At 69.3% G+C, this 26603-nt stretch carries 30 protein-coding genes and 2 tRNA genes; 13 read left to right on the top strand and 19 right to left on the bottom strand.

Features of this window, described 5'->3' with window-relative positions; translation table 11 throughout:
- Window positions 1–69: 69 nt before the first annotated feature.
- The 3 genes from ACIA1L_RS00505 to leuC all read right to left on the bottom strand — a co-directional run bounded on the left by ACIA1L_RS00505 (window position 70) and on the right by leuC (window position 3180).
- Window positions 70–882, bottom strand: a complete 813-nt coding sequence (locus ACIA1L_RS00505; RefSeq protein WP_396070093.1) for an HU family DNA-binding protein — start codon at window positions 880–882, stop codon at window positions 70–72.
- A 249-nt stretch (window positions 883–1131) separates the two neighbouring features.
- Window positions 1132–1719 (bottom strand): 3-isopropylmalate dehydratase small subunit, encoded by a 588-nt coding sequence (gene leuD, locus ACIA1L_RS00500; RefSeq protein WP_396070092.1) that lies wholly within the window; start codon window positions 1717–1719, stop codon window positions 1132–1134.
- Window positions 1720–1734: 15 nt separating this feature from the next.
- Entirely contained in the window at window positions 1735–3180 is a 1446-nt protein-coding gene (gene leuC / locus ACIA1L_RS00495; protein ID WP_396070091.1) for a 3-isopropylmalate dehydratase large subunit, read from the bottom strand.
- 49 nt (window positions 3181–3229) lie between these two features.
- On the opposite strand from leuC, the gene ACIA1L_RS00490 reads away from it, so the two are divergent.
- Entirely contained in the window at window positions 3230–3916 is a 687-nt protein-coding gene (locus ACIA1L_RS00490) for an IclR family transcriptional regulator (RefSeq protein ID WP_396070966.1), read from the top strand.
- 360 nt (window positions 3917–4276) lie between these two features.
- Here ACIA1L_RS00490 and ACIA1L_RS00485 read toward each other — a convergent pair.
- The 3 genes from ACIA1L_RS00485 to ACIA1L_RS00475 all read right to left on the bottom strand — a co-directional run bounded on the left by ACIA1L_RS00485 (window position 4277) and on the right by ACIA1L_RS00475 (window position 5397).
- Window positions 4277–4352, bottom strand: a tRNA-Glu gene (locus ACIA1L_RS00485).
- Between the two features lie 105 nt (window positions 4353–4457).
- Window positions 4458–4529, bottom strand: a tRNA-Gln gene (locus ACIA1L_RS00480).
- A gap of 31 nt (window positions 4530–4560) precedes the next feature.
- Window positions 4561–5397: an NAD(P)H-binding protein gene (locus ACIA1L_RS00475; RefSeq protein WP_396070090.1), complete on the bottom strand. Its 837-nt coding sequence runs from the start codon at window positions 5395–5397 to the stop codon at window positions 4561–4563.
- A 72-nt stretch (window positions 5398–5469) separates the two neighbouring features.
- Between ACIA1L_RS00475 and ACIA1L_RS00470 the strand changes: the two genes are divergently transcribed.
- On the top strand, window positions 5470–6219 hold the full coding sequence (locus tag ACIA1L_RS00470; RefSeq protein ID WP_396070089.1) for a TetR/AcrR family transcriptional regulator C-terminal domain-containing protein: 750 nt from the start codon (window positions 5470–5472) through the stop codon (window positions 6217–6219).
- Here the strand turns inward: ACIA1L_RS00470 and ACIA1L_RS00465 are convergent.
- Window positions 6206–7009, bottom strand: coding sequence for a fumarylacetoacetate hydrolase family protein (locus tag ACIA1L_RS00465; RefSeq protein ID WP_396070088.1), 804 nt, complete (start codon window positions 7007–7009; stop codon window positions 6206–6208). The genes ACIA1L_RS00470 and ACIA1L_RS00465 overlap by 14 nt on opposite strands.
- A gap of 153 nt (window positions 7010–7162) precedes the next feature.
- On the opposite strand from ACIA1L_RS00465, the gene ACIA1L_RS00460 reads away from it, so the two are divergent.
- The gene (locus ACIA1L_RS00460; protein ID WP_396070087.1) at window positions 7163–8104 is read left to right on the top strand and encodes a 3-methyladenine DNA glycosylase; all 942 of its coding nucleotides are present in this window, start codon (window positions 7163–7165) and stop codon (window positions 8102–8104) included.
- Between the two features lie 85 nt (window positions 8105–8189).
- On the top strand, window positions 8190–9152 hold the full coding sequence (locus tag ACIA1L_RS00455) for a hypothetical protein (protein ID WP_396070085.1): 963 nt from the start codon (window positions 8190–8192) through the stop codon (window positions 9150–9152).
- A 10-nt stretch (window positions 9153–9162) separates the two neighbouring features.
- Here the strand turns inward: ACIA1L_RS00455 and arfB are convergent, their stop codons facing one another.
- A complete protein-coding gene (arfB, locus tag ACIA1L_RS00450) occupies window positions 9163–9603 on the bottom strand; it encodes an alternative ribosome rescue aminoacyl-tRNA hydrolase ArfB (protein ID WP_396070965.1) in 441 nt (146 codons plus the stop codon).
- 32 nt (window positions 9604–9635) lie between these two features.
- Window positions 9636–10496, bottom strand: coding sequence for an EamA family transporter (locus ACIA1L_RS00445; protein ID WP_396070083.1), 861 nt, complete (start codon window positions 10494–10496; stop codon window positions 9636–9638).
- Window positions 10497–10562: 66 nt separating this feature from the next.
- Between ACIA1L_RS00445 and ACIA1L_RS00440 the strand changes: the two genes are divergently transcribed.
- The 3 genes from ACIA1L_RS00440 to ACIA1L_RS00430 all read left to right on the top strand — a co-directional run bounded on the left by ACIA1L_RS00440 (window position 10563) and on the right by ACIA1L_RS00430 (window position 14234).
- Entirely contained in the window at window positions 10563–11450 is an 888-nt protein-coding gene (locus ACIA1L_RS00440; protein ID WP_396070081.1) for a LysR substrate-binding domain-containing protein, read from the top strand.
- Between the two features lie 127 nt (window positions 11451–11577).
- Window positions 11578–12891, top strand: coding sequence for a M16 family metallopeptidase (locus tag ACIA1L_RS00435; RefSeq protein WP_396070078.1), 1314 nt, complete (start codon window positions 11578–11580; stop codon window positions 12889–12891).
- Window positions 12888–14234, top strand: coding sequence for a M16 family metallopeptidase (locus ACIA1L_RS00430; protein ID WP_396070075.1), 1347 nt, complete (start codon window positions 12888–12890; stop codon window positions 14232–14234). The genes ACIA1L_RS00435 and ACIA1L_RS00430 overlap by 4 nt, the downstream gene beginning before the upstream one ends.
- Here ACIA1L_RS00430 and ACIA1L_RS00425 read toward each other — a convergent pair.
- Window positions 14231–15379 (bottom strand): hypothetical protein, encoded by a 1149-nt coding sequence (locus ACIA1L_RS00425; protein ID WP_396070073.1) that lies wholly within the window; start codon window positions 15377–15379, stop codon window positions 14231–14233. The two genes, ACIA1L_RS00430 and ACIA1L_RS00425, sit on opposite strands and share 4 nt — an antisense overlap.
- Before the next feature lie 188 nt (window positions 15380–15567).
- On the opposite strand from ACIA1L_RS00425, the gene ACIA1L_RS00420 reads away from it, so the two are divergent.
- The 3 genes from ACIA1L_RS00420 (at window position 15568) to ACIA1L_RS00410 (ending at window position 18536) form a co-directional block, all read left to right on the top strand.
- Entirely contained in the window at window positions 15568–16995 is a 1428-nt protein-coding gene (locus ACIA1L_RS00420) for a hypothetical protein (RefSeq protein WP_396070072.1), read from the top strand.
- Between the two features lie 76 nt (window positions 16996–17071).
- Window positions 17072–18070, top strand: a complete 999-nt coding sequence (locus ACIA1L_RS00415; protein ID WP_396070071.1) for an endonuclease/exonuclease/phosphatase family protein — start codon at window positions 17072–17074, stop codon at window positions 18068–18070.
- Window positions 18071–18098: 28 nt separating this feature from the next.
- Window positions 18099–18536 (top strand): RDD family protein, encoded by a 438-nt coding sequence (locus ACIA1L_RS00410; RefSeq protein WP_396070069.1) that lies wholly within the window; start codon window positions 18099–18101, stop codon window positions 18534–18536.
- Window positions 18537–18597: 61 nt separating this feature from the next.
- Here ACIA1L_RS00410 and cimA read toward each other — a convergent pair whose 3' ends face one another.
- Window positions 18598–20196: a citramalate synthase gene (gene cimA, locus ACIA1L_RS00405; RefSeq protein ID WP_396070067.1), complete on the bottom strand. Its 1599-nt coding sequence runs from the start codon at window positions 20194–20196 to the stop codon at window positions 18598–18600.
- A gap of 222 nt (window positions 20197–20418) precedes the next feature.
- Between cimA and ACIA1L_RS00400 the strand changes: the two genes are divergently transcribed.
- Window positions 20419–21168, top strand: coding sequence for a tyrosine-protein phosphatase (locus ACIA1L_RS00400; protein ID WP_396070066.1), 750 nt, complete (start codon window positions 20419–20421; stop codon window positions 21166–21168).
- Here ACIA1L_RS00400 and ACIA1L_RS00395 read toward each other — a convergent pair.
- From ACIA1L_RS00395 to ACIA1L_RS00385, 3 genes are all read right to left on the bottom strand, one after another.
- Window positions 21165–22262: a branched-chain amino acid aminotransferase gene (locus ACIA1L_RS00395; protein WP_396070065.1), complete on the bottom strand. Its 1098-nt coding sequence runs from the start codon at window positions 22260–22262 to the stop codon at window positions 21165–21167. The two genes, ACIA1L_RS00400 and ACIA1L_RS00395, sit on opposite strands and share 4 nt — an antisense overlap.
- Window positions 22263–22386: 124 nt before the next feature.
- Window positions 22387–23415, bottom strand: a complete 1029-nt coding sequence (locus ACIA1L_RS00390) for a 3-isopropylmalate dehydrogenase (RefSeq protein WP_396070964.1) — start codon at window positions 23413–23415, stop codon at window positions 22387–22389.
- 176 nt (window positions 23416–23591) lie between these two features.
- The gene (locus ACIA1L_RS00385) at window positions 23592–23969 is read right to left on the bottom strand and encodes a hypothetical protein (RefSeq protein WP_396070064.1); all 378 of its coding nucleotides are present in this window, start codon (window positions 23967–23969) and stop codon (window positions 23592–23594) included.
- 398 nt (window positions 23970–24367) lie between these two features.
- Between ACIA1L_RS00385 and ACIA1L_RS00380 the strand changes: the two genes are divergently transcribed.
- Together ACIA1L_RS00380 and ACIA1L_RS00375 are read left to right on the top strand one after the other, a co-directional pair.
- Window positions 24368–24724 carry a hypothetical protein gene (locus tag ACIA1L_RS00380; protein WP_396070963.1) on the top strand — a complete coding sequence of 119 codons (357 nt, stop codon included), beginning with the start codon at window positions 24368–24370 and terminating at the stop codon, window positions 24722–24724.
- A 14-nt stretch (window positions 24725–24738) separates the two neighbouring features.
- Window positions 24739–25218 (top strand): NUDIX domain-containing protein, encoded by a 480-nt coding sequence (locus ACIA1L_RS00375; protein ID WP_396070062.1) that lies wholly within the window; start codon window positions 24739–24741, stop codon window positions 25216–25218.
- Between the two features lie 39 nt (window positions 25219–25257).
- Here ACIA1L_RS00375 and ACIA1L_RS00370 read toward each other — a convergent pair whose 3' ends face one another.
- The 5 genes from ACIA1L_RS00370 to ACIA1L_RS00350 all read right to left on the bottom strand — a co-directional run bounded on the left by ACIA1L_RS00370 (window position 25258) and on the right by ACIA1L_RS00350 (window position 26591).
- Window positions 25258–25455 (bottom strand): DUF397 domain-containing protein, encoded by a 198-nt coding sequence (locus ACIA1L_RS00370; protein WP_396070060.1) that lies wholly within the window; start codon window positions 25453–25455, stop codon window positions 25258–25260.
- A gap of 91 nt (window positions 25456–25546) precedes the next feature.
- On the bottom strand, window positions 25547–25780 hold the full coding sequence (locus ACIA1L_RS00365) for an inositol monophosphatase family protein (protein WP_396070058.1): 234 nt from the start codon (window positions 25778–25780) through the stop codon (window positions 25547–25549).
- 245 nt (window positions 25781–26025) lie between these two features.
- On the bottom strand, window positions 26026–26106 hold the full coding sequence (locus ACIA1L_RS00360) for a hypothetical protein (protein ID WP_396070962.1): 81 nt from the start codon (window positions 26104–26106) through the stop codon (window positions 26026–26028).
- A complete protein-coding gene (locus ACIA1L_RS00355) occupies window positions 26103–26333 on the bottom strand; it encodes a hypothetical protein (RefSeq protein WP_396071005.1) in 231 nt (76 codons plus the stop codon). The genes ACIA1L_RS00360 and ACIA1L_RS00355 overlap by 4 nt, the downstream gene beginning before the upstream one ends.
- A gap of 57 nt (window positions 26334–26390) precedes the next feature.
- A complete protein-coding gene (locus ACIA1L_RS00350) occupies window positions 26391–26591 on the bottom strand; it encodes a DUF397 domain-containing protein (protein WP_396070057.1) in 201 nt (66 codons plus the stop codon).
- Window positions 26592–26603: the final 12 nt, after the last annotated feature.

Below are 26603 nucleotides of genomic sequence, written 5' to 3'. Positions count from 1 at the left end.
CACGCGAAAGGCGTCCACCGGACGGGTGGACGCCTTTTGCGTTCGTCAGCGGGCCGCTGAGCGGTCGCGTCAGCGGGTCTTGCGGGCGGTGGCCCGCACAGTGGTGGCCTTGCTGGCCGGAGTGGCCTTGGCCGCCGCCGTGGTCTTGCGTGCGGCCTTCTTGGCCGGAGCAGCCTTGGTGGCCGCCGCCTTGGTGGCGGTCTTCCGCGCCGGCGTGGCCTTCGTGGCCGCTGCCGTCTTGGTGGCGGTCTTGGCCGGAGCGGCCTTGGTGGCGGTCTTCTTCGCCGCCGCCGTCTTGGTGGCGGTGGCCTTCGTCGCGGCGGCCTTGGTGGCGGTCGCCTTGGTGGCGGTCGCCTTCGTCGCCGTCGCCTTGGTGGCCGCGGTCTTCTTCGCCGCTGCCGTCTTGGTGGCCGCCTTGACCGGGGTGGCCTTGGCCGCGGTCTTCTTAGCCGTCGTGGCCTTGGTGGCGGTCGCCTTCGCCGCCGCCGTCTTGGTGGCGGTGGCCTTGGTGGCAGTGGCCTTGGTAGCGGCCGCCTTCGTCGCCGTCGCCTTGGTGGCGGTGGCCTTGGTGGCAGTGGTCTTCTTGGCGGCGGCGACCTTGGCCACCTTGCCGCTGGCCACCATCTCCCGGAAACCCGTGCCGGGCTTGAAGGCGGGGACGGATGTCTTCTTCACCTTGACTGGTTCGCCGGTGCGCGGATTACGAGCGGTACGCGCGTTACGCGCGCGTTTCTCGAAGACACCGAAACCGGTGATAGCAACGCGGTCGCCCTTGGTCACGGCGGTCTGCACTTCGCTGATCACCGCGTCCAGCGCCGCTGTCGCCGTCTTCCGGTCCCCCAGTCGGGCGGCGAGCGCCTCAATGAGCTCGGCCTTGTTCACGGTTTTCCTCCCGAACGTGAGAACAGATGCTCGTTCATTGCGGTTGCGCCCTGCGCGAGTCCACGTGCGGGTCGTTTCCGTCGTGAACGAGCATCACTGGCCCAATGCGAGCCATTCTGCGCGCACCGTATGCCCTCTGACCAGCAGACACAAACATTGGCTGGAAAAAAAACCGTTGTGTCGCAACGAATTCGCCCCCGCCGGAGACTCCGACGGGGGCGAAAATCCCTGCACTGACAGGGTTTTGGCTCAGGCGACCACCGGTTTGAACGCCGGCCGACCGTTCTCGTACGTGGTGATCGAGATCTCGTGCCGCAGGGTCAGTCCGATGTCGTCCAGACCCTCCATGAGTCGCCAGCGGCTGAAGTCGTCGATGCTGAAGCTCCACGCGGCGTCGTCCACGCGCACTTGCTGCTCGGCGAGATCCACCGTGACCTGCTTGCGGGGCTCACTTTCGGCCATGTCCCAGAGCGCCTCGACGGCCTTCTGGTCGAGCTGCACCGGCAGCAGACCCTCCTTGAGGGCGTTGCCGCGGAAGATGTCGCCGAACCGGGCGGCGATGACGACCTTGAAACCCCAGTCCCGCAACGCCCAGACGGCGTGCTGGCGCGAGGATCCGGTGCCGAAGTTGGGCCCGGCAACCAAGATCGAAGCGCCCGCGTAGGCCGGGTTGTTCGCGACGAACGACGGATCGTCGCGCCAGGCCCGAAACAGCCCGTCCTCGAAGCCGGTCCGGGTGACCCGCTTCAGGTAGACGGCGGGGATGATCTGGTCGGTGTCCACATCAGAACGGCGTAGGGGCAGCACGTTCCCGACGTGGGTGGTGAACTTCTCCATGACAGTAGCTCCAGCTCAGAGGTCAGCGGGGGCGGACAACCGGCCCACCACGGCGGTGGCGGCGGCAACTTCCGGCGAGACCAGATGGGTACGCCCACCGCGCCCCTGCCGGCCCTCGAAGTTGCGGTTGGACGTGGATGCGGCGCGCTGCCCCGGATCCAGCGTGTCCGGGTTCATGCCCAGACACATGGAGCAGCCGGCGAACCGCCACTCGGCGCCCGCGTCCCGGAAGATCTTGTCCAGGCCTTCCTGCTCGGCGGCTTCGCGCACCTGGTACGACCCCGGGACGATCATCATCCGGACGCCCTCGTGCACCTTGTGTCCACGGATCACATCGGCGGCGGCCCGCAGATCTTCGAGCCGACCGTTCGTGCAGGAGCCCACGAAAACCACGTCGACCGGCACGGACTTGAGCGGGGTGCCGGCTGCCAATCCCATGTATTCCAAGGCCCGCCGGGCGGCGTTGCGCTCGACCTCCTCGACGAACTCCTCGGGATCCGGCACCGCGCCGTCCAACGCGGCACCCTGAGCCGGGTTGGTGCCCCAGGTGACGAACGGGCTGATCGCGGCGGCATCGAGGATCACCTCGGTGTCGAACTCGGCACCCTCGTCCGTGACCAGCGACCGCCAGTACTCCACAGCGGCGTCCCAGTCCGCGCCGACCGGCGCATGCGCGCGGCCCTTCAGGTAGGCGAAGGTCGTGTCGTCCGGCGCGATCATGCCGGCCTTGGCACCCCACTCGATCGACATGTTGCAGATGGTCATCCGGCCCTCCATGGAGAGCTTGCGGATGGCTGCGCCGCGATATTCCACGATGTGGCCGTTGCCGCCGCCGGTGCCGACCTGGGCGATGAGCGCGAGGATCAGGTCCTTCGCGGTGACGCCGGGGCGGAGCTCGCCGACCACGGTGACCGCCATGGTTCGTGGCTTCGACTGCGGCAGCGTCTGCGTGGCAAGCACGTGCTCGACTTCGCTGGTGCCGATACCGAAGGCCAAGGCGCCGAAGGCCCCGTGCGTCGCGGTGTGCGAGTCGCCGCAGACGATGGTCGTGCCGGGCTGGGTGAGGCCGAGCTGGGGGCCGATCACGTGCACGATGCCCTGCTGCTCGTGGCCGAGTGAGCGGATCTGCACGCCGAACTCGGCACAGTTCTTGCGCAGCGTCTCGATCTGGGTGCGGGACGTCGGGTCCGCGATGGTCAGCAGGTCGCCGCGGCGGGTGTTGTTGGCCGGGTCCGCGTACCCCGTGGGTGTGTTGTGGTCCTCGGTGGCGAGGGTGAGATCGGTGCGGCGGACCTGGCGGCCGGCCAACCGCAGACCGTCGAAGGCTTGCGGGCTCGTCACCTCGTGCAGCAGGTGAAGGTCGATGTAGAGCAGATCGGGCTCGCCCTCGACGGCGCGCACGACGTGGTCGTCCCAGACCTTTTCCGCCAAGGTCCTCGGATTCGGAGTGACTCCCACCATCTGGACATCCTAAATTCTGGGAGGTATGTTTCGGCTTGTGGGACACAGTATGAGCGGTGTCGGCGTTCTCGACAAGGCAGTGGTCATCCTCGCGGCCTGTGTCGACGGCGCCAGCCTGGCCGAACTCGTCGAACGCACGAAGCTGCCGCGGGCCACCGCGCACCGGTTGGCCCAGGCCTTGGAGATCCACCGGATGCTCGTCCGCGACACCCAGGGCCGGTGGCGCCCCGGGCCGCGGCTGGGCGAACTAGCCAACGCAGCGCCCGACGTGCTGCTGACCGCCGCGGAGCCGTTGCTGTCGGCCCTGCGCGACGCGACCGGCGAAAGCGCGCAGCTCTACCTGCGCCGGGCGGACGAACGCATCTGCGTGGCGGCGGCGGAACGAGCCAGCGGTTTGCGGGACACGGTCCCGGTCGGGTCGGTGCTGCCGATGGTGGCCGGCTCCGCGGCGCAGATCCTGCTCGCCTGGGAGCCACCCGAAGCCGTCATGCCCCTGCTGCCGCGGTGCAAGTTCACCGGACGCACCCTGGCCGAGGTCCGCCGCCGCGGCTGGGCGCAGAGCGTCGCCGAACGCGAGGCGGGCGTGGCTAGCGTTTCCGCACCGATCCGCGACCGGACGGGCCGGGTCATCGCGGCCATCTCGATCAGCGGCCCGATCGAGCGCCTCGGCCGCCGCCCCGGCGAACGCCACGCGATGGCGGTCGTCCGCGCAGGCCAACGCCTCAGCGGCCTGTAAGCCGCTGCCCGGCCCCCGCCACCCGATTCCCTTCGAAGTCCAGGTCGGCAACGCTCTACTTATTGCCAGGCTGAATTTCCGGCTCCCTCAAGCAGCCCAGTCCGCGTTGTCGTGCTGCGAAGACGACGCGGACGGGGTTGAAGTCGAGGTACCGGGCCCACCAGGCCGGGCAAGCGGCGCTAGCTCGAGTTCCACGCCGAGTATCGATCGGCCGGTTGGCAAATAGCTGAATGTGACCCGGAGCACCGGGAGATCCGTCACACTGACAGTGTTCCCGCCGGCAGCCCGAGTGGTGCAGCCCCGGAACGAACAACGGCAAAGCGAAACGGCCCGTGTCCGAAGACACGAGCCGTTTCCTACTGGTAGTCCCGAAGGGATTCGAACCCTCGCTACCGCCTTGAGAGGGCGGCGTCCTAGGCCGCTAGACGACGGGACCAGGCCTTGCCTTTGTTGCTCCAGCTTTCGTTCTTCCCGCTTGAGCAACGGTGCCGAACTCTATCAGAAGTCCAGCACCGCCGATCTCGCGGGGAGATCTTCAGCGCTGGGGTACCAGGACTCGAACCTAGACTAACTGAACCAGAATCAGTCGGGCTGCCAATTACCCCATACCCCATCGGTACGGCGCGCCGTACCGAGTAGGAACTCTACCCGAGGCCGTCGGGGCCACCAAATCGGCCCCCGCCAAACAGTTCTTGGTGCGCGCGAACCCACTCGGTGAAGGTGGTGCCGGGACGGCCGGTCAGCTCGGCAACAGTGGGCACGGCACGCTGCGGATGTTCGGCCAGCACCCGAAGCCCGTCGGCGTACCAGGCGGCGTATTCGCCCATGCTCAGCTCGAGCTGCTGGACCAGCTCGTCGTGGGGCAGGTCGACGTAGGTCAGCTCACGGCCCAGCACCGCACCGATCTGGGCCACGCGTTCGCGCCGGGTCAGCGACTCGGGGCCGGTCAGCTCGTACGAACGGCCTTCGTGACCGTCCTCGAGCAGGCAATGGGCCGCGACCGCCGCGATGTCCTGCAGCGCGATCAGCGCACTGGCCGCCGAGCCGTAGCCGTCACGGACCTCGTCGCCGGCCTTGATCTGCGCGGCCCACAGGTCGGAGTTGCTCATGAACTCGCCCGGCTCGAGGTGCACCCACGGGACCCCGCACGCCTCGACGCCGTCCTCGATGGCCTGCCAGTGGTCACCCTTGGCCCCGGCCAGGTCGACGATCCGGCGCACCCCGGCGGCCGCCGCGAGCTGGCAGACCTCGGCGTTCGTCTCGATCAGCGGCGCCAGGTACATCCGGTCGACGCCGTCGAGAGCGGCCGGGAGACTCGCCGGCCGACCGATGAAGCCCTTGACCACCTCGACGCCAGGCGGCAGGTTCGCCTTCGCCGGATTCACCGTGAGCGCCCGCACGTCGGTGGCGCCCAGGGCCAGCAGCTCGTCCACGACCAGTCGCCCGACTCCGCCGGTCGCGCCCGTCACCAGGATCTTCATCGCGACACCCCATTCCCGTACGGTCTACGAAAACTGTTCTCGTAGGCTATACGAAAAGTCTCGGGAGGACGAGTGAAGGATCGGCTACTGGCCCTGCTCTGGCGGCACCGCGAGCCCGCGGCCCCGGCCCGCACCGGCCGCCCGGCGCGGCTCAGCGTGGACGAGGTCATCGCTGCGGGCATCGCGATAGCCGACGCCGACGGGCTGGCAGCGGCGTCGATGGCCCGGGTCGCCGAACGGCTCGGCGTGGGGACGATGACGCTCTACACGTACGTACGGTCGCGATCGGATCTGAATGATTTGATGGTCGACGCGGTGCTTGCCGGGCGCGACCTGCCCGGCCCCGCAGATGCCCGGCCTGAGGGGTGGAAAGCGCAGATCCAGCTGTACGCGGACCGCACCCGCGCGATGTATCGGGCGCATCCGTGGCTGAGCCGGGTGTCAACCGTCCGGCCGCCACTCGGTCCGGGCATGTTCCGGGAACGCGAATTCGTGCTGTCCGCGGTGGAGAACGCCGGGTTGCCGATCGAGCGGGTCAACGAGGCCGCGGTCGCGATCGCGATGTTCGTCGTCTCGGCCGCCCGCCAGGAGGGCGAGAACGTGCTGCTGCAACGGGCCAGCGGGCAGACGAACGACGCGTGGTGGCAGGACCGGGAACAGTTCTGGGAGGACTGGTTCGACGTCGAGCAGCACCCGACGATGACCCGGGTGTGGGAGGCCGACGGCTTCGGGGGCGGCAGCGAGGAGCAGGCCGAGGCGGCGTTCACCTACGGCCTGCGCCTGCTGCTGAACGGCATCGCGGCCGACGTCAGTCCAGCGTGACTACCGGATTGCGCAGCTCTCCGATGCCCTGCACGCTCACGGAGACCGTGTCACCGGCGACGATCTGGCTCACTCCCGCAGGTGTGCCGGTCAGGATGACGTCGCCGGGCAGCAGCGTCATGACGTGCGAGACGTAGGACACCAGGCTGGGGATGTCGAAAACCATGTCTTTGGTACGCCCGAGCTGACGTACCTCCATCTCGTCGGGCTTGCGGCCCACCTCGCACCGCACCTCCAGGTCGCTGACGTCCAGCTCGGTCTCGATCCACGGCCCCAGCGGGCAGAACGAGTCGAAGCCCTTGGCCCGGGTCCACTGCGGGTCGCTGCGCTGCAGGTCGCGCGCGGTGACGTCATTGCCGACGGTGTAACCGAAGATCGCCTTCTGGGCGCCGGCGCGATCGACCCGTCGCGCGCCGCTGGCACCGATCACGACGGCCAGCTCAGCCTCGTGCTCGACCTGGTTCGTGACGGCCGGGATGCGGATGGCGTCGTTGGGGCCGATCACCGAGGTGGACGGCTTGATGAAGATCAGCGGCTCCTTGGGCACCTCGTTGCCCATCTCCGCGGCATGCTCGGCGTAGTTGCGCCCGACCCCGATCACCTTGCTGGAGAAGATCGGCGCCAGCAGCCGAACGTCCGCGATCGCCCACCGCTGACCGGTGAACTTGACGTTCTGGAACGGGATGCTGTCGATCTCGGCGATCGTCAGGCCCTGGGCGCCGGGCTGCGCCTCCCCCTCGACGACACCGAAGGACACGCCACCGGCATGAACAAAACGAGCGAAACGCACGGATAACCCCATCCATCGAAAGCTTGCACGCGCCTTGGAGGCTACGCCCCGCCCCGACGGTGAGCCGGGCCACGCCGGGTCCCGTTCGGGCGTTCCTCACACCCGGCGACGCCGCGACTCGATCCCGCTGGACTAGCTGGATACGCTGGACCGATGGGGAGGATCAGCGAGAGTCACGCGCTGACGACCGTGCTGCCCTCGATCACCTGGATCCCGCTGGCCCGCGCCCACGCCGAACGCGCCGACGAGATGACGGCCGGCCACCGGGCCCGGAAGGCCGCCGGCGAAAAGCACGCCATAGAGGATTTCCTCTACGACTACTACGGCACCCGCCCGGCTCAGCTGCGCCGCTGGCACCCCGGCGTCGGCACCGGACTCGCCGCGGCCCCCGACGGCGTCAGCGAGCAGGCCACCTGGAAGTTCTACGCCACCCGCAACGACGGGGTCGTGACGCTCGACGTCGAGGCGTACATGCAGGCGCGCGGCGAGAGCGTGCGCTACATCCACGGCCTGCTCACCGCGACCGCTTCCCGGCCGGCCTTCTCCGGCTGTTTCGGCCTGCACGAGTGGGCCATGGTCTACCGCCAGCCGGAGCACCGCCATGCTCTGCCGCTGCGCCTCGGCCAGACTGCCACCGACCGGGTCGTCGAGGAGCACCCGATCCGCTGCACCCACTTCGACGCCTTCCGCTTCTTCACGCCGGAGGCTGTCGGCCTCAACCGCCTCCAGCCCACCCGCGCCACCCAGGTCGACTTCGACCAGCCCGGTTGCCTGCACGCGGCAATGGACTGCCATAAATGGGCTACCAAGCTCGGTCCTGCCGTCCCGGGCGCGTTGGCGCTGGACTGCTTCGCCCTGGCCGGCGACATCCGACTCCTCGACATGCAGGCCAGCCCGTACGACCTCAGTTCCTACGATCAGCCGCCGGTGAAGATCGAAACCCCGGAGGGCAAAGCGGAGTACGTGGCCCGGCAGCGCGAGTTCGCCCGCCGTGCCGCGGCGCTGCGCGCCCGCCTCATCCGCGTCTGCGACGAGTTGCTGGGCCCGGCCCTGGCCGCCGAGAACCGCGAAGCCGTGGCACCGCACAACGTCTGAGCCGCCGCCGATATCGGCTTTTTTCCGGTCAAGTACCCCCAGCAGAGCGATGGTCGGGCCGCCGCTGGGCCGGAATCATCGCAGCGTGCATGCGCTGAGATGGGTGCGGTACGCGTTCTTCGCGGCCGCGGGGCTTCAGGTCCTGGGACTGTTCCTCGACCGCAACCTCATGCCCTACGCCGGCACCGGCGCGATGGCTGCCCTGCTCGCGGCGGCGCTGCTCAGCGCGAATCCCCCGGGTGTTCCCCGCTGGACCCGCTCCGCCGCACTGTCCGGGCTGTCCCTGCTGACCCTCACCGCTTTCCTGGCCGACCTCTATGGCGACGGGTACGGCTGGCCCACGGCCTACGGGCAGGGCGAAGGCCTCGGCGCCATGCTCGAACCAGTGCTGCTCGCGGCGAGTGCGGCCGCTCTGGGCGCAGCCGTCCTGGGCCGCGCCGGGCGGGCGCTGCGGTGGCGACACCTGCCCGCCGGGATAGTCGCCCTGACGTTCGTTCTCTGGGTCGTCGGCGCGGCACAGTACGGCGGCGCGTCGACCGACTCGAGGATCCGGGTCATGGTGCTGGTTCCCGCCGCACTCGCCATCGCCTGCGCCGGGATGGCGGCGAATGCCGGGCTGTGGTCGCGAGGCCGGCTGCGGACGGCCGGCGCTGGGCTGGGCGTGGTGGTGGCGCTGGCGCTCGGCGGGCTCTTGACGCTGGAGCAGAACGAGCTGTTGAGGCCACCTGCCGACCCTGCCGCGGAGACCCTCCGGACCGACACTTATCAGCATCTTGTCATTGACGACGTCGGCCCCCTCTACTACCGGACCTATTCCGACGACTACGGCATGTTCGACTACGGCGACACTGATCCGGCTGCCGCGGTAGTGGTCGAAATTCCCGTAGTCACTGAGGTACCGATCGACCTGACGAACCCGTGGGAAACGGAGACCGACTGGTCGCGGGCCGCGCCCGCATTACAGAGTGGGCTCGTCTTCGCCGGCCTGGTCCTGTTGGTGGTGTCGCTGTTCCGGCTCGAGCGCTACGAGCAACTCCCACCCGCGTGACCTCATCAGGTCAGTCGAAGCCGCCGCGGCGATTGCGTTTGGTCTGACTGCGTCGCTTCTTGTCGGAGATGCGCCGTTCCACCGCGCCGCGGGACGGTCGGGTCGCCCGCCTGGCTCGTGGTGGTGGGGCGATGGCTCCGGCGACGATTCCCGCGAGTCGGGCCGCCGCGGCCTCGCGGTTGCGCAGCTGGGAGCGATGTTCCGAAGCCACCACGGTCAGGACGCCGTTCACCAGGCGCGTGCCGAGCCGCTCCAACGCCCGCTCCCGCAGCATCGGCGGGAGCAGGTCGGAGCCGGCGAGGTCCCAGGACAGCTCGACCCGGCTGTCGGTGGTGTTCACGCCCTGGCCGCCGGGGCCGCTCGAGCGGGAGAACCGCCACGACAGCTCGGCGGCGGGGATCACCAGCCGCTCGTTGATCAGGACGTCATCGGGCACGCCACAGCATCGCATCGAGCGGCGGCCCGCCGCCACGGGGTTTGTGATCAACTCAGCGTCGTCGACCCGATGCTGGCGAGCACCACCACGACCATCGCCACCCCGCCGGCCCAGTTCAGCGGCTGCGCCAGCAGCAGCCAGCCGGCCGTGGCGGCGACCACCGGTTCCAGGCTGAGCAGGATGCCGAAGGTCCGCTTCGGCAGGCGGCGCAAAGCTGAGATCTCCAAGGTGTACGGGATCACCGACGCGAGCACCCCGGTGCCGAGCGCGAGCAACAACAAGTGCGGCGAAGCGAGAGCCTGACCGGCGCCGACCGCCCCACCCGGAACCAGCAACAGCGCGCCGATCGCCATCGCGACGGCCAGACCACCCTGGCCCTGGACCGCAGCACCGGCATGGCTACCCGCAAGGATGTAGAGCGCCCAGAACACCGCCGCGATGAGGACGTACGCCACTCCCACGGGGTCGAGATCCGCCGCACCGTCGGCGAAGCCGAGCAGGGCGACGCCCGCGGCGGCCAGCAGCACCCAGCCGAAGTCGCGGAGGCGGCGAGACAGAACGGCGGCGAGGGTGAGCGGCCCCAGGAATTCGATGGTGACGGCCGGGCCGAGCGGGATGCGCTCGATCGCCGCATAGAAGAAGCCGTTCATCCCGGCCATCGACAGTCCCAGCAGCGCGACAGCCCGCCACTGGTGGCTGCGCCAGGCCCGGACCGCGGGCCGGACCAACGCCAGCAGAACCCCGGCGGCAAGCCCGAGTCGCAGTAGCGTCGCGCCCGCGCTGCCGGTTGCCGGGAACAAGCCCGCCGCCAAGGCCGCGCCGACCTGAAGCGAGACACAAGATCCCAGCACCATGAGTACGGCGGGGCCGGGGCGGGCGGCGACAGGGGCAATGGCGGTAGTGGTCACGTCATCCACGATCCGAGCCCGGAACTGATTCGTCCAGCGAATGTTTCTGGGCAATAATCGTCAGTTATGTTGGATGTTCACCGGCTCCGGCTCCTCCGCGAGCTGGACCGGCGTGGCACACTCGCCGCCGTCGCCCACGCGCTGAACTACAGCCCCTCCGCCATCTCCCAGCAGCTCAGCCTGCTGGAAACCGAGACCGGCGCCACGCTGCTCGAACGGGTCGGCCGCGGCGTCCGACTCACCGGACAGGCCCGCCTGCTGGTCCGGCACGCGGAGGCGATCCTGGAACGGATCGAGCTCGCCGAGGCCGAGCTCGCCGCCAGCATGACCGAGGTCACCGGCACGCTACGGGTGGCCTCGTTCCAATCGGTGTTGCTGGCACTGATCCCGGCCGCGCTGTCCCGGCTCGCCACCAAGCACCCCGGTCTGCGCATCGAACTCACCCAAGCCGACGCGGGGTCGGCCTTCGCCGGACTGCTCGCCCGCGACTTCGACGCGGTGCTCGGCGAGGACTACCCGAGCTTCCCCGAGCCGCGACTGCCCGGCATCGACGAAGAAGTGCTGTGGCACGACGAGATGCGCGTCGCCGTCCCGGCACACGGGCCCTGGAACCGGGCCAAACTCGCCGATCTGGCCGGAGCACCGTTCGTCTTCGACCCCGACAGCGTCACCCCCGGCCGGTGGGCCCGGCACCTCTGCCGCGGTGCGGGCTTCGAGCCGGACGTACGGTTCCAGAGCGGCGACTTGCTGCTCCAGCTCCGGCTGGTGGAGACGGGACACGCGGTCGCGTTCGTACCCGATCTGCTCTGGACCGACCGGGCCCCCGGCGGCCTGGAGTTGCACCACCTGCCGGGGCGGCCGCGACGCCGGCTCTACACGGGAGTACGCAGTGGATCGGCCGGCCACCCGGCAATCCGTGCCTTCCGCGCCGCCCTGCACGACGCTCGCGGCTGACGGCTCTCTGTGGACAAGTCGGTCCTGCTTGAACGTCTGCGGGCGGCGATTGCAGACCCGTCTGTGGACAACGGTGATCGGGTGCCGGGGCGACCGGGATACTGGAGGCTGAGATCAGGGAGGTTGCGTGTCTGCTCAGCCCGCACCGGTCACCGGAACCGGATATCCGTGGCCCATCGAAACCGCACGCCTGGACAACGGGCTGCGCATCGTCGTCAGTGAGGACCACACCGCACCGGTGGTCTGCGTCAACCTCTGGTATGACGTCGGCTCCCGCCACGAACCGGCCGGCCAGACCGGCTTCGCGCACCTCTTCGAGCACTTGATGTTCGAGGGATCGGTGCATGTCGGTAAGACCGAGCACATGCGGCACGTGCAGGGGGCGGGTGGCTCACTCAACGCCACCACCAACCCGGACCGGACGAACTACTTCGAGACGCTGCCGGTCGAACACCTCGAACTGGCCCTGTGGCTGGAAGCAGACCGGATGGGCGGCCTGGTCCCGGCGCTCACCCAGGAAACTCTGGACAACCAGCGCGAGGTGGTCAAGAACGAGCGGCGGCAGCGCTACGACAACGTGCCCTACGGCGACGCGTGGCTGCGCCTGCTGCCACTGCTGTATCCGCCCGGCCATCCGTACCACCACGCCACGATCGGGTCGATGGAAGACCTGAACGCCGCCAGCCTGGAGACGTTCCAGGCTTTCCACGCGCGGTACTACGCGCCGAACAACGCGGTGCTCACCGTCGTCGGCGATGTCCTGCCGGCCGACGTCATCGCCCTCGCTGAGAAGTACTTCGGCGGGATCGACGCCGTGGCCGACATTCCACCCGCGCCCTCCGGTCATCTGCCGGGCCCGGCCACCGCGCCCGCCCGGGAAACGGTCACCGGCCCGGTCCCGGCGCCGCGGGTCTACCTGTCGCACCGCACCCATCCGTTCGGATCCGCGGGATACGACGCCATCACCGTTCTGGGCACGATCCTGGGCAGCGGCCGAGGCAGCCGGCTCTACCAGCGGCTCGCCGACGGCGCCCGGATCGCCCAACCGGACTACATCGGCGCGTACGGCGTCGACCTGGCGCATGCCCCGGCGCCGCTCATCGTCACCGCGACCGCCAAGGACGGCGTCGACATCGCGAAGCTGGAAGCGGGCGTCGCCGAGGTCCTGACGAGCATGGCTACCGAACCGGTCACCGATGCGGAACTCGAACGCGCCAAGGCACTGCTGACCACCTCGTGGTGGCGGCAACTGTCCACAGCCGGCGGTCGGGCCGACACCCTCGGCCGCTACGCGACCCAGTTCGGCGACGCCGCAACGGCCGGATACCGGCTGCCGCAATGGCAGGCAGTGACCGCGGGCGACATCGCCGACGCCGCCCGAACGCTCGACCCGCAGTCCCGGGTCACCCTGACCTATCTTCCGGAGGGGACCGCAGCATGAGCCTCATCGCCACCCGGCCCGAGCCGGGCGCCGCCCGCCCCTACTCCTTCCCGACGATCCACCGCGCCACGGTGGCCGGCGGCGAGGTCGTCGCCGCGCACATGCCGGGACAACTGCTAGCCACCGCGTTCCTGCTGCTCGACGGCGGCGCAGCACGGGAATCCCAGGGCCGGGAAGGAACGGCGGCAGTCCTCGCCAAATGCCTCGAGGAAGGCACCAAACAGCGCGACTCCGCCGCGTACGCCCTCGCGTTGGAGGGCCTCGGCGCGGAGCTCACCACCGCCGTCGACTGGGACGCCTTCCGGACCGGCGTTTCCGTGCCCGTCGACCTGCTGCCGCGAGCCGTGGCACTCATGGCCGAAGCAGCCCGTACGCCCCGGCTGGACCCGGCCGACATCGCACGGGTCCGCGACGACGAAGCAACCGCTCTGCGCATGGATTGGGCCCAGCCCGGTCCCCGCGCCGACGCAGCGTTGCGGGCCGACCTGTTCGGCGCGGGCGAGCGGTACGGCCGACCCCTGCACGGCGACCCCACCTCGATGGCGGCCGTCACCGCCGATGATGTCCTTCAGTTCCACCACACCTGGCTCACCCGACCCGGCGTCCTGCTCATCGCCGGCGACCTCGACAAGCTCGACCTCACCGAGCTGGGCGCCGCCGCCTTCGCCGGCACGTCAGGCACGTCCGCGGCACCCGAGCCGCCCCTCGACGTGCCGATCGCCACGAGCCGCCGCGTGCTGCTGGTCGACCGGCCCGGCTCGGTGCAGTCGACACTGCGGCTGGGCCACCGCGCCCCCGAACGAGCCCACCCGGACTACGTGCCCATCACGCTGGTGTCGACGGTGCTGGGCGGCGCATTCACGTCTCGGCTCAACCACCTGATTCGCGAGGTGAAGGGCTACACGTACGGCATCCGCGCGGACTTCGCCATGAGCCGGCGATTCGGCCGCTTCGGCGTGAGCTCGTCGGTCCACACCGCGGTCACCGCGCCCGCTCTCACCGACACGGTCGCGGAGATTGCGCGTACCCAGGCCGACGGCATCACCGAGGAAGAACTAGCCGTCGCGCGCACCTGGCGCGCCGGCTCCCTGACCGTGGACATGCAAACCCCGGGGTCCATCGCAGGCGCCCTCGCCACCCTGGTCCTCCACGGCCTTCCCGACGACTACTACGCCACCCTCCGCCAACGCCTCCTCGAAGCCACGGTCGACGAAGTGTCGGCGGCCGCGGCCCGGTATCTCCACCCCGACGGCATGACCCTGGTGGTGGAGGGCGACGGCGCCCTCATCCGCGACGACCTGGTTGCCGCCGGCCTCGGCGACATCATCGACGCCGCTGTCTAAGCCGTTCGCGGCGGCCGCGGATCGCGGCCGCCGTGCGGCTCCGGCCGGTCCGGTCGGGTGACGTAGCGCCGGAACGGACCAGCACCGGAAGCGGGGAACAGCGCACTGACAAGAGCCACCAGCCCGACCGCGATGAGGGTGGCTTTCAACGCGGGACGCGAGCGCGTCCAGTCGGCGTCGCCGTTGCCCCACGTAGGCGCATGGGGCACCGCCACCATTCCCGATTCTCGACGCTTGTCGATGCGCACGGCCCGTCTGTACGCCTCCTCCGGCGTCGACGGCGGCGGAAGATGCCGGTAGAACTCCGTCAGGCTCTCCTCGGCGTTCAATCCCGGTTGTTCTGAGGCCCATAAGGCTTTCTGCAAATACGGCGGAATGTCGAAAACACGCTCTGCCGGCTCGCCTGCGACGAACCGCTTCGCGTCGGCTTCCAAGGCCGCGGCCGCGGACCGGTCGAACCGCGGTTGCAGACTGTCCATCTCCTCGAGGCTGGTGAGGCCGAGCATCGCCAGCGCCGCGACGGCCAGCATCCCGGCCGCAGCCTGCCGTGGGATAGCTCGCGAGACCAGAGCGGCATTGGCCGCCAGGCATGACACGGCGACGACGTAACCGGCAGGCATGATGACGAGAGCACGTAGCAGGGGATGGGGGGAAACCATGTCGTCGGCGAACAGCGGCTTCACCACCATGACCGCGGCGGCCGCCACGAAGATCACCCCGATCAGCGCGCCGGGAAGGTGTTGCCGACGCAGCAGACGACCGACCCGACCCAGGACCGCGGCGGCCAATGCCGCGGCACCGACGACCAGGAAGACCGCCTCGACAACGTGGGAATCGCTGCCCGGTAACCCGAACCTGAGCGAATCGCCGTCCCCGTCGGCGACGTCCGTCGTCCAGCCGAAACCACCGGTGCGGTGGTCCGCGAGGAAAGCGGCGACGGTCAGCAGGATCAGTCCGGTCAGGGCAACCGGAGGCGTCCACCAGCGGACGGTCAGCGGCGGCGGGCTCGCCATGGACATGGCGAGCAGAGCCACCATGGCGACGGTCCCGCAGTAGGGCACCAGCCGCTCATCGAGGAATACCGTTGCCACCTGCAGGCCGACGGCCCCCAGGAAGATCAACCGCACCCACGTCAGTCCACGCACTTTGCAAGGATCCTGCCCGCACCGCGCCGGCCCCATAGACCCCGGCGGCGCAGATCCGACTCATCGGCCGCCTTCTGCAGCTTGTGGCGGCAGTTGAGCAGAAAACGGCGACGCTTGCCCCGGCCCGGCGTACAGGTTTCAATAGCCTCCAGTATCGGAGAGCGCTCTCAGCCAGCTGAGGACCGGACATGCCCACCAATGTCACCGCCTCATCCGCCATGTTTCATCGCCGTGGCCGGCGGGTGCCGGCCGAGCCGGGCGCCACCAACGCGCGAGTGCCGGTGCCGGCGTCGGCAGGGTCGTGTACGCCCCGGCACCTGGCCGATCCGTGCCTGGCCGGGCCGATCGGGCGGGCCTACCACTACCTGGACGTCGTACAGGACGCGTATGTGAAGGGTGGGGAGCCGCGGCTGCTGCAGAGCTACAACAACGAAAGCGAGCTGATGACCACCGCGTTCGTCTATGACAACGCGCTGGCCGTGCTCGCCTACCTCGCCGACCCCACGGTGGCGAACGTGCGCCGGGCGCGACTCGTCGGCGACGCCCTGCTCTGGGCGCAGGGCCACGACGAGACGTACGCGGACGGGCGGCTCCGGCAGGCGTACGCAGCAGGTCCGATGGTCTTTTACGGCGGCGGGCCGTCGTTCCCTGGTCTCCGACGCGCGGACGGCAAGGCTGCGGCACTGCTGCCGTTCGGATTCGGCGGCTCGTCGACGGGCGACCTGGCCTGGGCCGGGCTCGCGTTGGCACAGCTCTACGCCGACACGCGGATCGGCAAGTACCTCGACGGGGCGGTGGCGCTCGGACATTGGGTTGGCGCGCAGCGGTCACCGTTTCGGCACGGCGGCTATCACGGGGGTGTGCGGGCCGATGGGCAGACGACGCAACGCTGGGCGTCGACCGAGCACAACATTGACGCGTACGCCCTCTTTGTGCTGTTGGGCAGGCTGACGCGCGACCGGCGCTGGCAGGGTCGGGCGGCGATAGCCGCGGCTTTTGTTCGCCAGATGTGGCATCCGGCGGGCGGGCATTTCTGGACCGGCACCGCCGAGGAGGAACCCGACGCGGTCAATGCGGCCAACGTGCCGGAGGACGTGCAGAGCTGGGCCGTTCTCGGCCTGGGCGACCACCGCTACGACCGGGCCGTCGATTGGGCGACCGGCAACCTGGGGACGACCGACGGCACGGTGTCCGGCGTGACCTACAGCAGCCACGCCAAAACCGTTACGGGTACGGTCCCCGGCAGCGCCCTGCCCGCCCACCGGAACGCCGTGTGGCTCGAAGGCAACGGCCACGCCGCGCTGGCCCTGCTCGAGCGCGGCGGCCCCGAGGATGCCATCCGGGCCGGGCGGCTGCTCCGGGCAATGGTGACCGCGCAGGAGGAACTGGGCGCAGGCCAAACCGTCGGGCTGACCCGGGACCCGAACGGCGGCCGGCTCAGCAACCCGGGCGAGGGCGGGACCTGGACCGGCACGCCCCTGCCCGCTTCCGCAGGGATTGTGGCCGCCACGAGCGCCTTCGACACCGGATTCGCTTTCGGCTACTTCAGCCGCCAGCATGTGGGCACCACCGCCTGGTTCCTGCTGGCCGGCCAGCACTTCAATCCCTACCGATGAACCCGGTGACCCGGGGAATGTGACGTAAGCCCGGATCGCTCGGTGCGGGTGGCCGCCGCCGGCTACCGTCGCCGCCATGACCCTCACCACCTCGGCGCCCGTGGCGACACCTGTCCGGGCTCGACGGGTCCTCTGGTCGGTGCTGTCATGGCTGCTCGTGCTACCCGGATTCGGGTGGGCCGTGGTGCGGATCGGCGGCTGGGAAGACGGCCTGCTGGTGCAGTTGCTGGCCTTCACGCCGTACGTTGCGGCCTGGTCGGTAGTGCCGTTGATCCTCGCCCTGGTGGCCCGGCGCTGGCCGGCCGCCGCCGTCGCGACCGTGACCCTCGCACTGCTCGCGACGAGCGTGCTGCCGCGCGCCTTCGCCGACAGCGACCGCGGGCCGCAGACCGGCATGAAACTGCACGTCATGACGTCGAACATGCTGTACGGCGGCGCCAGCGCCGCCGAGATCGTTCGGCTCGTGCGGGAGAACGACGTGGCTGTGCTCGCCGTCCAGGAGTTCACGCCGGCCGCGCAGACCGCGCTCGCCGAGGCGGGACTGGGGCAACTTCTGCCGCACTCGTCGCTCAGCCCCCGGTTCGGCGCGGACGGGTCCGGGCTGTACTCCCGCTACCCGATCACCAACCCCGGAGTCCGCATCAACGGCGGCTTCTTCCACCAGGCGTACGGCACGATCCAGCCGCCGGGCGAGGGTGCACTCCTCGTGGAATCGGCGCATCCGTTGGCCCCGTTCGCCGTCGACGTCGTCGACCGGTGGCGAGCCGACCTGGAAGCCGAGCCACGTGCCGACCAGAACGGCCTGCCGCGGATCCTGCTCGGTGACTTCAACTCGACCCTCGACCACAAGCCGCTCCGCGACCTGATCGACAGCGGATACCGGGACGCGGCCGACGCGACGGGGCACGGACTGATCGGCACGTGGGGGCCGTACGACGGGGACAAGATCCCGCCGGTCACCATCGACCACGTCCTGGTCGACAAGCGCCTCGGCGTCAGCGATGCGGCTGTGCACGACGTACGCGACAGCGACCACCGCGCGATCATCGCCGAGATCATCCTCCCGGCTGCTTAGCCTTGCGCCCGTCGACGACGATGATCTGATGCCGCTCCCAGCCACGTCGCTCAACGTCCGGGTCACCGGCCGCCGGGTCGTCGCCACCCTCATCGACGGCTTCGTCCTCAGCCTCCTGGGCAGCCTGATCGCCTGGCTCTCCGACGCTGAACGGCCCACCGGAGACGTCGACCTGACCGCCTTGTCGACGGGCGGCAAGATGTGGCTGCTGGGCGTCGTGCTTCTCTACTACGTGCTGCTCGAAGGGCTCGCCGGACGGACGGTCGGCAAGCTCGTCACCGGCATCCGCGTGATCGACGCGGAGACCGGCGGCCGGCCAGGCGTCCTGTCGGCTTTCGTCCGGACGCTGCTCCGCTTGATCGACAGCATCTTCGGCTACCTCGTGGCCCTCATCATCGTGGTCAACTCGGACCGCCGCCGCCGGCTGGGCGACATGGCCGCCAAGACCCTGGTCGTCCGCGTCTGATCAACAACCGCACGCCGAAGCGCCCTGCTGGTCGATAGCCAGCAGGGCGCTTCGTGTTGGCTCAGGCGGTGGCGGTGGCGGCGGCGGTGCGGGCGAGGCCGTACGTGAGGGCGTCGGTCAGGGCTTTCCAGCTGGCCTCGACGACGTTCTCGTGGACGCCCACCGTGGTCCAGTCGCGGTTGTCGCCGTCGCTGGTTTCGAGGAGGACGCGGGTGACGGCGTTGGTGCCGTGGGAGCCTTCGAGGATGCGGACCTTGTAGTCGGCGAGCTCGAAGCTTTCCAGTTCGGGATAGTGCTTCGCCAACGCCGTACGCAGAGCTTCGTCGAGGGCGTTGACCGGGCCGTTGCCTTCGGCGGTGGCGATGACGCGTTCGCCGCGTACGCGAAGCTTGACGGTGGCCTCGGAGACGACCGCGCCGTCTTCGCGGTGTTCGACCTGCACCCGGTAGGACTCCAGGCTGAACGGCCTGGCCAGGGCGGCACCCGGCAGGGCGTCGCGGACCAGCAGCTCGAACGAAGCGTCGGCGGCTTCGAAGGACCAGCCGACCGCTTCGAGGTCTTTGACCTGGCGGGTGACTTCCGTGAGGGTGTCCGGGTGGCCGGCCAGGTCCAGTCCGAGCTCACGGCTCTTGAGCTCGATGCTGGCCCGGCCGGCCATCTCCGTCACCAGGATCCGCATGTCGTTGCCCACCACCGACGGGTCGACGTGGTTGTAGAGCAGCGGATCCACCTTGATCGCGCTCGCGTGCAGACCCGCCTTGTGGGCGAAGGCCGCGGCCCCGACGTAGGCCTGGTGGGTGTCGGGGGCGATGTTGGCGATCTCGGCGAGCGCGGTGGAGACCCGCGTCGCCTTTTCCAGGCAGCCGTCCGGTAGGACGGGCAGCCCGAGCTTGAGTTGCAGGTTGCTGACGACGGCGAACAGGTCGGCGTTGCCGGGCCGTTCGCCGTAGCCGTTGGCCGTGCACTGGAAGTGGCGGACGCCCGCCTCGACCGCGGCGATGGTGTTGGCGACCGCGCAGGACGTGTCGTTCTGGCAGTGGATGCCGAGGCGGTCGGCGGGGACGCCGGTCCGCTCGACGAGGGCGTGCACGACAGCGGTGATCATCGACGGGAGCATGCCGCCGTTGGTGTCGCACATGACGACCCGTTCAGCGCCGGCCTCGATCGCGGTCGTGACCACGGACGCCGCGTAGGCCGGGTCGAAGCGGAAGCCGTCGAAGAAGTGTTCGCAGTCGACGAAGGCGCGGCGGCCGTGGGCGACCAGGTGGGCGACCGTGTCGCGGACCATGGCGAGGTTCTCGGCGCCGGTGGTGCGCAGGGCCCGTTCGACGTGCCGGATGTCGGACTTGGCGACGACGCAGACGACCGGGGTCTCGGCGTCGAGCAGCGCCCGTACCTGAGGATCCTCGGCGACGTCGACGCCGGCCTTGCGGGTGGCGCCGAACGCGACCAGCAGGGCGTGCTTGAGGTCCAGCTCGGTGCGCGCCCGGCGGAAGAACTCGGTGTCCTTGGGCATCGCGCCCGGCCAACCGCCTTCGATGAAGCCGACCCCGAACTCGTCCAGCAGCCGCGCCACGGCGAGCTTGTCGGCGACCGAGTAGCTGATGCCCTCGCGCTGCCCACCGTCACGCAAGGTGGTGTCGAACACCTGGTAGGTCATGGGAGCTTCCTCTCGCGGGAATGGGGACGGCCCAACAAAAAGACCCCCCGCGGATGCGGGAGGTCTGCGCACAGGCGTTGCGTCAGCCGGTGCGCTAGGTGCGAATAATCAGCACGGGAAGGTGGGTCACGTACGGAAGCATGCCACCGACCGCGCAATGCTGAGGCGGAAGTCCAGATTCCGGGACGGTTGTCGCCGTAAGGAGTGACGTAGGTTGTTCGGGTGACCGTCGATCCGTACCCCCGGAATCTGTCCTTCAGCACCAGCTACAACTTCCGTGACGTCGGCGGGTATGCCGGTCTCGACGGGCGGACCGTGCGCTGGCGTCGGCTGTTTCGCGCCGACTCGTTGCACCGGTTGAAGGGCGCCGACCTCGAGGCGTTTGGGGAGCTCGGGGTGCGCACGGTGATCGACCTGCGGCGGCTGTTCGAGATCGAGGAGCACGGGCGGGTGCCGGAGGCGGACGGGCTGAGCTACCACAACCTGGTGGTGCAGCACGTCGACTGGGAGACCGTGCCGGAACCGGCGGGGACCGCGCATGCTCGCTGGCTCGCCGACCGCTACCTGAACTTCGCGGAGGACGGCCGGGAAGGACTGGCTTCGGCGCTGACGCTGATCGCCGACCCGGCAGCGGCGCCGGTCGTCGTGCACTGCATGGCCGGCAAGGACCGTACGGGAGTGGTCTGCGCTCTTGCTCTGTCGTTGCTCGGCGTGCCGGACCAGGTCATCGCGGACGACTACGCGCTGACCGAGGTGGCGATGGCGTCGCTGACCGAATACTTGCAGCGGACCCGGCCGGACATGGTGCAGGACAAGTACCACATGTTCGACTGCCCGCAGGACGCCATGCTCATGTTCCTCGGCGACCTGCGTGCGCGGCACGGCTCGGTGGAGAAGTACGTGCAGGAGATCGGCCTCAACGCAAAGCAGGTGGCCGCGATGCGCGACCACCTGCTGACGTCCGACGCTTAGAGAACCTTGTGGACCCAGCCGAACGGGTCCTCGCCGCGGCCGCGCTGAATGTCGGTGAGCTGCTTACGCAGGCCCATCGTGACCTCGCCGGGGCGGCCTTCGGCCACCGAGAACTCGCCCTCCGGCGACTTGACCGTGCCGATCGGCGTGATCACGGCGGCGGTGCCACACGCGAACACCTCGGCGATGCGGCCGGAGGCGGCACCCTCGCGCCACTCGTCGATGCTGACCGGGCGCTCCTCGACCTTGCGGCCGGCGCGGGCGGCCAGCTTCAGCACCGAGTCGCGGGTGATGCCGGGCAGGATCGTGCCGCCCAGCGGCGGCGTCACCAGCGAACCGTCGTCCATCACGAAGATGACGTTCATGCCGCCGAGCTCGTCGACGTACTTGCGCTCCACGGCGTCCAGGTAGACCACCTGGTCACAGCCGTTCTCGATCGCCTCGGCCTGCGCCGACAGCCCGGCCGCGTAGTTGCCGCCGCACTTCGCCGCGCCGGTGCCACCGGGAGCCGCGCGGGTGTAGTCGGGCGTCGCCCACACCGTCACCGGCTTGACGCCGCCGCTGAAGTAGGCGCCCGCCGGGGAGGCGATGACCAGGTAGAGGTATTCCATCGCCGGGCGGACACCCAGGAAGACCTCGCTCGCGTACGCGAAGGGCCGCAGGTAGAGGCTGCCCTCGTCGCCCGGCGGGATCCACTTCTGGTCGATGTCGATGAGCTGCCGCAGCGACTCGAGGAACATGTTCTGCGGCACCGGCGGCATCGCCATGCGCTGCGCCGACTGGGCGAACCGGGCCGCGTTGGCGTCCGGCCGGAACATGGCGACCCCACCGTCCGGCAGCGTGTACGCCTTCAGGCCCTCGAAGATCTCCTGCGCGTAGTGCAGCACGGCCGACGCCGGGTCCATCGGGATCGGGGCGCGGGCCTCGACGCGGGGCTCGTACCAGCCTTTGCCCTCCGCGTAACGCACGGTGACCATGTGGTCGGTGAAGATCCGGCCGAAACCCGGGTTCGCCAGCAACGTCGCGCGGTCCGCGTCGCTTACGGGCGCCGGGTTCGGACGGATCTCGAAGTCGAGGTTGTCACCACCACTCATGGGGGTTGACCTGCTTTCTCTCGCGGAAAGGGGTGTGGAATCCAGGCAGCACCCGCAGTGCTCCATGGAACTTACCCCGAACGGCCGTTAAAGCCGACCACGCACCGCAAGCAGTCGCAGAAGGTCAGACCGCCGCGGCCGCGACCCGGTCGCCGACCTCGGCGGTGCGCAACGGCTCCCCCGGCGTGCGCGCGGCCACCTCGGCCGCCACCGCTTCGGATACCCGCCGGGCCGCGTCCGCATGCCCGAGGTGGTCGAGCAACAGCGCGGCCGACAGGATCGCGGCGGCCGGGTCGGCGATGCCCTGCCCGGCGATGTCCGGCGCGGACCCGTGCACCGGCTCGAACGTCGAGGGGAACGCCCGCTCCGGATTGATCGAGCCGCTCGCAGCCATGCCGATGCCCCCGGTCACCGCGGCGGCGATGTCGGTGATGATGTCGCCGAACAGGTTGTCGGTGACGATCACGTCGTAACGCTGCGGGTTGCTCACCATGAACATGCTCGCCGCGTCGATGTGCTGATATTCGGTGGTCACGCCAGGGAATTCGGCGGCGACAATCTGGAACGTACGCGCCCAAAGCCCGCCCGCGTGGGTCAGCACATTCGTCTTGTGGACGAGGGTCAGATGGCGCCGCTCGCGACGGGCGGCCCGGGCGAAGGCGTCCCGGATCACCCGCTCGACACCGTGCCGGGTATTGAGGCTCTCCTCGGTGGCGATCTCGGCGGGAGTGTTCTTGTGCAGGACTCCGCCCGCGCCCACGTACAGGCCCTCGGTGCCCTCGCGGACCACGACCATGTCGATCTCGCCGGGCTTGAGACCCGAGAGCGGACTGACGGTGCCGGGCCAGAGCTTCGAAGGGCGCAGATTCACGTACTGGTCGAAGTCGAAGCGCAACCGCAGCAGCAGGCCCCGTTCCAACACGCCCGGCGGGACGGTGGGATCGCCGATCGCGCCGAGCAGAATGGCGTCGTGGCCGGCCAGCTCGTCGCGAACCGCCACCGGGAGCACTTCGCCGGTGCGGTGGTAGAGGCGGGCGCCAAGGTCGTACTCCTGGTATTCGACGCCGGGAAGGACGGCCTCGAGCACCTTGCGGGCCTGTGCGGTCACCTCGGTCCCGATGCCGTCCCCGGCCACCACCGCGATCCGCGCCACTGCCACGTCAACTCCCTGGTCCGTCCGGTCTGGAACCCGGCCGAGCCTAGTCGGCCGTCCCGATCTTCGGTATGAAAGTCCCAGATTATGAACCGTCCGGCGGGGAACTCAGCAGAATGCCCGGGAGCGGCAACCCGCTCCCGGGCATTCCTCACCTCAAAGGATCAGGCGCAGACTCACGGAGCCGGCTGGACGGCACCCGCGCATCGGCCGAACCTGCTGGGCGGGAATCCCAAGTTGCTCTCGTAGACCCAGCCCTGGCCCTTAGGCGTCCGCACGAACCACCACACATTCCCCCGGGCGTTGACCTGGAAGCACTCCAGGGTGGCCGACGTCGACCCGTTGAACCGGACGCTGCACTCCTCGTACAGCCCCGAGCGGACCGGCTGGTTCGCGCGAATGGAGTTCGCCTGGCTGGTCATCGTCTGGTGTGCAGACTCACCGGTGCAGTCGATTGCCGCGCTGGCGGGCGTGGCAGCCACCAGCGAGCCGGCGAGGACCATCGCCGCGCTACCGACGGCGACACCGACCGACCGAAATCTGTTCCTGTGCATGTTGCTCCAATTTCGTGTCGCAATATTGCATCGAACATCATCACCGTGCCGCACCGGTATCAAGATCGCAAACGGAGATCGTCATCTATTTTTAGGCCCCCGCCGGAAGCGGCAGTCTCGCCAAACGCGAACAACCCCCGCCGATCGCGGCAACGATCGCGGGGGCTGTCACGACGAAAACGCGTGGCTCGCGCCGCCGGGGTGCACAACCGCGCGGCCCGCCACCAGGCATGTCACCCGAAGACACGCCCGCGACGCCCGCGCGGCAAGGACCAACGCTAGCGATGCGGACTAATGTCGCGCAAGACGCATCCCCCGCGTGTCGGCGTGAGATCGGGATGCAACGCCCACCTTTATGGCACCATGCGCCGGTGAGTTTCGACCTCGTGGTGTGGGCCATGGACAACGCGGACCTGCCGGACAACGTCCGCGCCGCCAACGCACGCTGCGCCCGCGGCGAGCACCCGCAACGCCCCGCCGACCCTCGCGTCGTCGCCTTCTATGACGCGCTGACCAGCACCTACCCCGACCGCGGCCCCCGCGCGGCAGCAGCCGGCTCCCCCTGGGCGAGCGCACCCCTGCACGCCGCCGCCGACCACATCCAGATGCGCCTGGACGAACACTGCCCCGACGAAGTCCTGGAGACGATCGAGCGCCTCGCCGGCGAACTCAACCTCGACCTCCTCGACCTCCAGGACGGCACCGTCTACCCGCCACCGGTGAAAGCCCGCCGTACCGCGGCCCAGGTCCGCTGACGACCGGCCCTGACTTGCTCCCCGACGCCGAGTACTTCGCCACGCTGCCCCGCAAACGCATGGCCGCCGGAGTGCTCCTGTCGGACGACCGCGGCCGCACCCTGCTCGTTGAGCCTTCCTACAAGGACGACTGGGAGATCCCGGGCGGCACGATCGAAGCCGACGAGTCGCCCTACTCCGCGGCGCAGCGCGAACTCGAAGAGGAGCTCGGCCTGTCGATCAAGCCGGGCCGACTCCTGGTGACCGACTGGGTGTCACCACGCCCCGGCCGCACCGAAGGTCTGATGCTGGTGTTCGACGGCGGCCTCCTGACCCCACCGCAGACCGCCGTGATCCAACTCCAAACCGAAGAGTTGAGAAGCTGGGCCTGGTGCACCGAGCCGGAAGCCAACGAACGGCTCTCAGATCTCCTCGCCCGCCGCGTTGCCGCCGCAATCCGAGCCCGCGCCGACGACACAGCGGTCTACCTCGAGGTCGGCTACCTCTGCGCCTAAGCCTGGCGCCAACAGAGGTCGCCGCCCTGCCACGCCAGCTCAGCGGTCGAACTCGCCGCCCTTGGCGCCGCCGACGAAGCTGCTCCACACCTCAGGCGTGAAGACCAGCGCCGGGCCAGCCGGGTCCTTCGAGTCACGCACCGCGACCACACCGGACAGGTCGTCAGCGACCTCGACACAGTCGCCGGTGGAACCGGACCGGGTGCTCTTCCGCCATTTCGACCTTGACAGGTCCATGCCCGCCCCTTCTCCAAGACGACGACCATAGAACGATAACAGTCGATTCGCTTGCTGTGATGGGGTCCGAACGAACACACGGCGATCAAGCTCAGGCTCCGGCGATGAGTGCTCCGAGACCAGGGAGGAGCGCGGGCGGCGCGGCGACGGTCGAAGACGACGACATGTCGTGGAGTGCTCCGTCCCGGTCGACTACCTCGGCACCGGATTCGCGGGCGATGACTACTCCTGCTGCGGTGTCCCACGGCTTGTTGGACAACATGACGACGGCGTCCACCCGACCGGCGGCCAGCCAAGCGAGATCGATGGCGGCCGAGCCGTGCATGCGGATCCGCTGGGCCTTCCCGCGAGTCGCTCGGTGATGGCTATCCGTTCCAGGTTCTGCTCAGTCGCCCGGGCGCCTACGGCGTAATCCCCGATCGCCACGACGGCTGCGGAGATCTTCGAGACGGAGCTACAGGCGAGTCGACGTCCGTTCCTTCAGTTCAGCTGCGCCACCTTCGACGGCGGAGTAGCGCTCACTGAGGAACGGAAGGTCGATGACTCCGAGCCCGGGTCGGTTGCCGACGATCAAGCCCAGCGAGATGGCGCACAGGGCGAGCCGTGCATGAAGTTGACTGTGCAGTCCACCGGGTCGAATGCCCACATCAGGCCACCGGATGCACCGCTCCTGCCTCTCTCCTCACCCAGGAAACCGATGTCGGGGTTTCCCGGTCGAGAAAGGCCCGAACCTGTTCCTCGACGGCGTAGTCGACCTCCGTAGCCATGTCGCGCTCGCCCTTGGCGGTAAGCACGCCGGGTCGCCTGGTGGTCATGATCTCGCGAGCCAGCCGGACGGCCTCGTGCGCGACGGGAAGGAGGCCGGCGAAATCGGTCATCGGTGCTCGCGTTCGACTGGGCAGGGTGACGACGAGCCGCCACCCTGCCGCATCACCTCAGCGGTCGAACTCGCCGCCCTTGGCGCCGCCGACGAAGGTGCTCCACACGTCGGGCGCGAAGACCAGCGCCGGACCGGCCGGGTTCTTCGAGTCACGCACCGCGACCACACCGGACAGGTTGTCAGCGACCTCGACGCAGTTGCCGGAAGACCCGGATCGCGCGCTCTTGCGCCACATCGCGCTGGACAGGTCCATCATGCGCCTCCTTCT

The sequence above is a fragment of the Actinoplanes sp. NPDC051859 genome (genome assembly GCF_044452725.1).
GTDB lineage: Bacteria > Actinomycetota > Actinomycetes > Mycobacteriales > Micromonosporaceae > Actinoplanes.
The sequence above is the reverse complement of the archived record's forward strand: the minus strand, read 5'-3'. Positions and strand labels throughout refer to the sequence as shown.

Coding starts and splice junctions, on each gene's coding strand:
- leuD (WP_396070092.1), bottom strand. CDS start 1,719: ATGGAGAAGTTCACCACCCACGTCGGGAACGTGCTGCCCCTACGCCGT.
- leuC (WP_396070091.1), bottom strand. CDS start 3,180: ATGGTGGGAGTCACTCCGAATCCGAGGACCTTGGCGGAAAAGGTCTGG.
- ACIA1L_RS00490 (WP_396070966.1), top strand. CDS start 3,230: ATGAGCGGTGTCGGCGTTCTCGACAAGGCAGTGGTCATCCTCGCGGCC.
- ACIA1L_RS00475 (WP_396070090.1), bottom strand. CDS start 5,397: ATGAAGATCCTGGTGACGGGCGCGACCGGCGGAGTCGGGCGACTGGTC.
- ACIA1L_RS00460 (WP_396070087.1), top strand. CDS start 7,163: ATGGGGAGGATCAGCGAGAGTCACGCGCTGACGACCGTGCTGCCCTCG.
- arfB (WP_396070965.1), bottom strand. CDS start 9,603: ATGCGATGCTGTGGCGTGCCCGATGACGTCCTGATCAACGAGCGGCTG.
- ACIA1L_RS00440 (WP_396070081.1), top strand. CDS start 10,563: ATGTTGGATGTTCACCGGCTCCGGCTCCTCCGCGAGCTGGACCGGCGT.
- ACIA1L_RS00430 (WP_396070075.1), top strand. CDS start 12,888: ATGAGCCTCATCGCCACCCGGCCCGAGCCGGGCGCCGCCCGCCCCTAC.
- ACIA1L_RS00420 (WP_396070072.1), top strand. CDS start 15,568: ATGCCCACCAATGTCACCGCCTCATCCGCCATGTTTCATCGCCGTGGC.
- ACIA1L_RS00415 (WP_396070071.1), top strand. CDS start 17,072: ATGACCCTCACCACCTCGGCGCCCGTGGCGACACCTGTCCGGGCTCGA.
- ACIA1L_RS00410 (WP_396070069.1), top strand. CDS start 18,099: ATGCCGCTCCCAGCCACGTCGCTCAACGTCCGGGTCACCGGCCGCCGG.
- cimA (WP_396070067.1), bottom strand. CDS start 20,196: ATGACCTACCAGGTGTTCGACACCACCTTGCGTGACGGTGGGCAGCGC.
- ACIA1L_RS00395 (WP_396070065.1), bottom strand. CDS start 22,262: ATGAGTGGTGGTGACAACCTCGACTTCGAGATCCGTCCGAACCCGGCG.
- ACIA1L_RS00385 (WP_396070064.1), bottom strand. CDS start 23,969: ATGCACAGGAACAGATTTCGGTCGGTCGGTGTCGCCGTCGGTAGCGCG.
- ACIA1L_RS00380 (WP_396070963.1), top strand. CDS start 24,368: ATGGACAACGCGGACCTGCCGGACAACGTCCGCGCCGCCAACGCACGC.
- ACIA1L_RS00370 (WP_396070060.1), bottom strand. CDS start 25,455: ATGGACCTGTCAAGGTCGAAATGGCGGAAGAGCACCCGGTCCGGTTCC.
- ACIA1L_RS00365 (WP_396070058.1), bottom strand. CDS start 25,780: ATGCACGGCTCGGCCGCCATCGATCTCGCTTGGCTGGCCGCCGGTCGG.
- ACIA1L_RS00355 (WP_396071005.1), bottom strand. CDS start 26,333: ATGACCGATTTCGCCGGCCTCCTTCCCGTCGCGCACGAGGCCGTCCGG.
- ACIA1L_RS00350 (WP_396070057.1), bottom strand. CDS start 26,591: ATGATGGACCTGTCCAGCGCGATGTGGCGCAAGAGCGCGCGATCCGGG.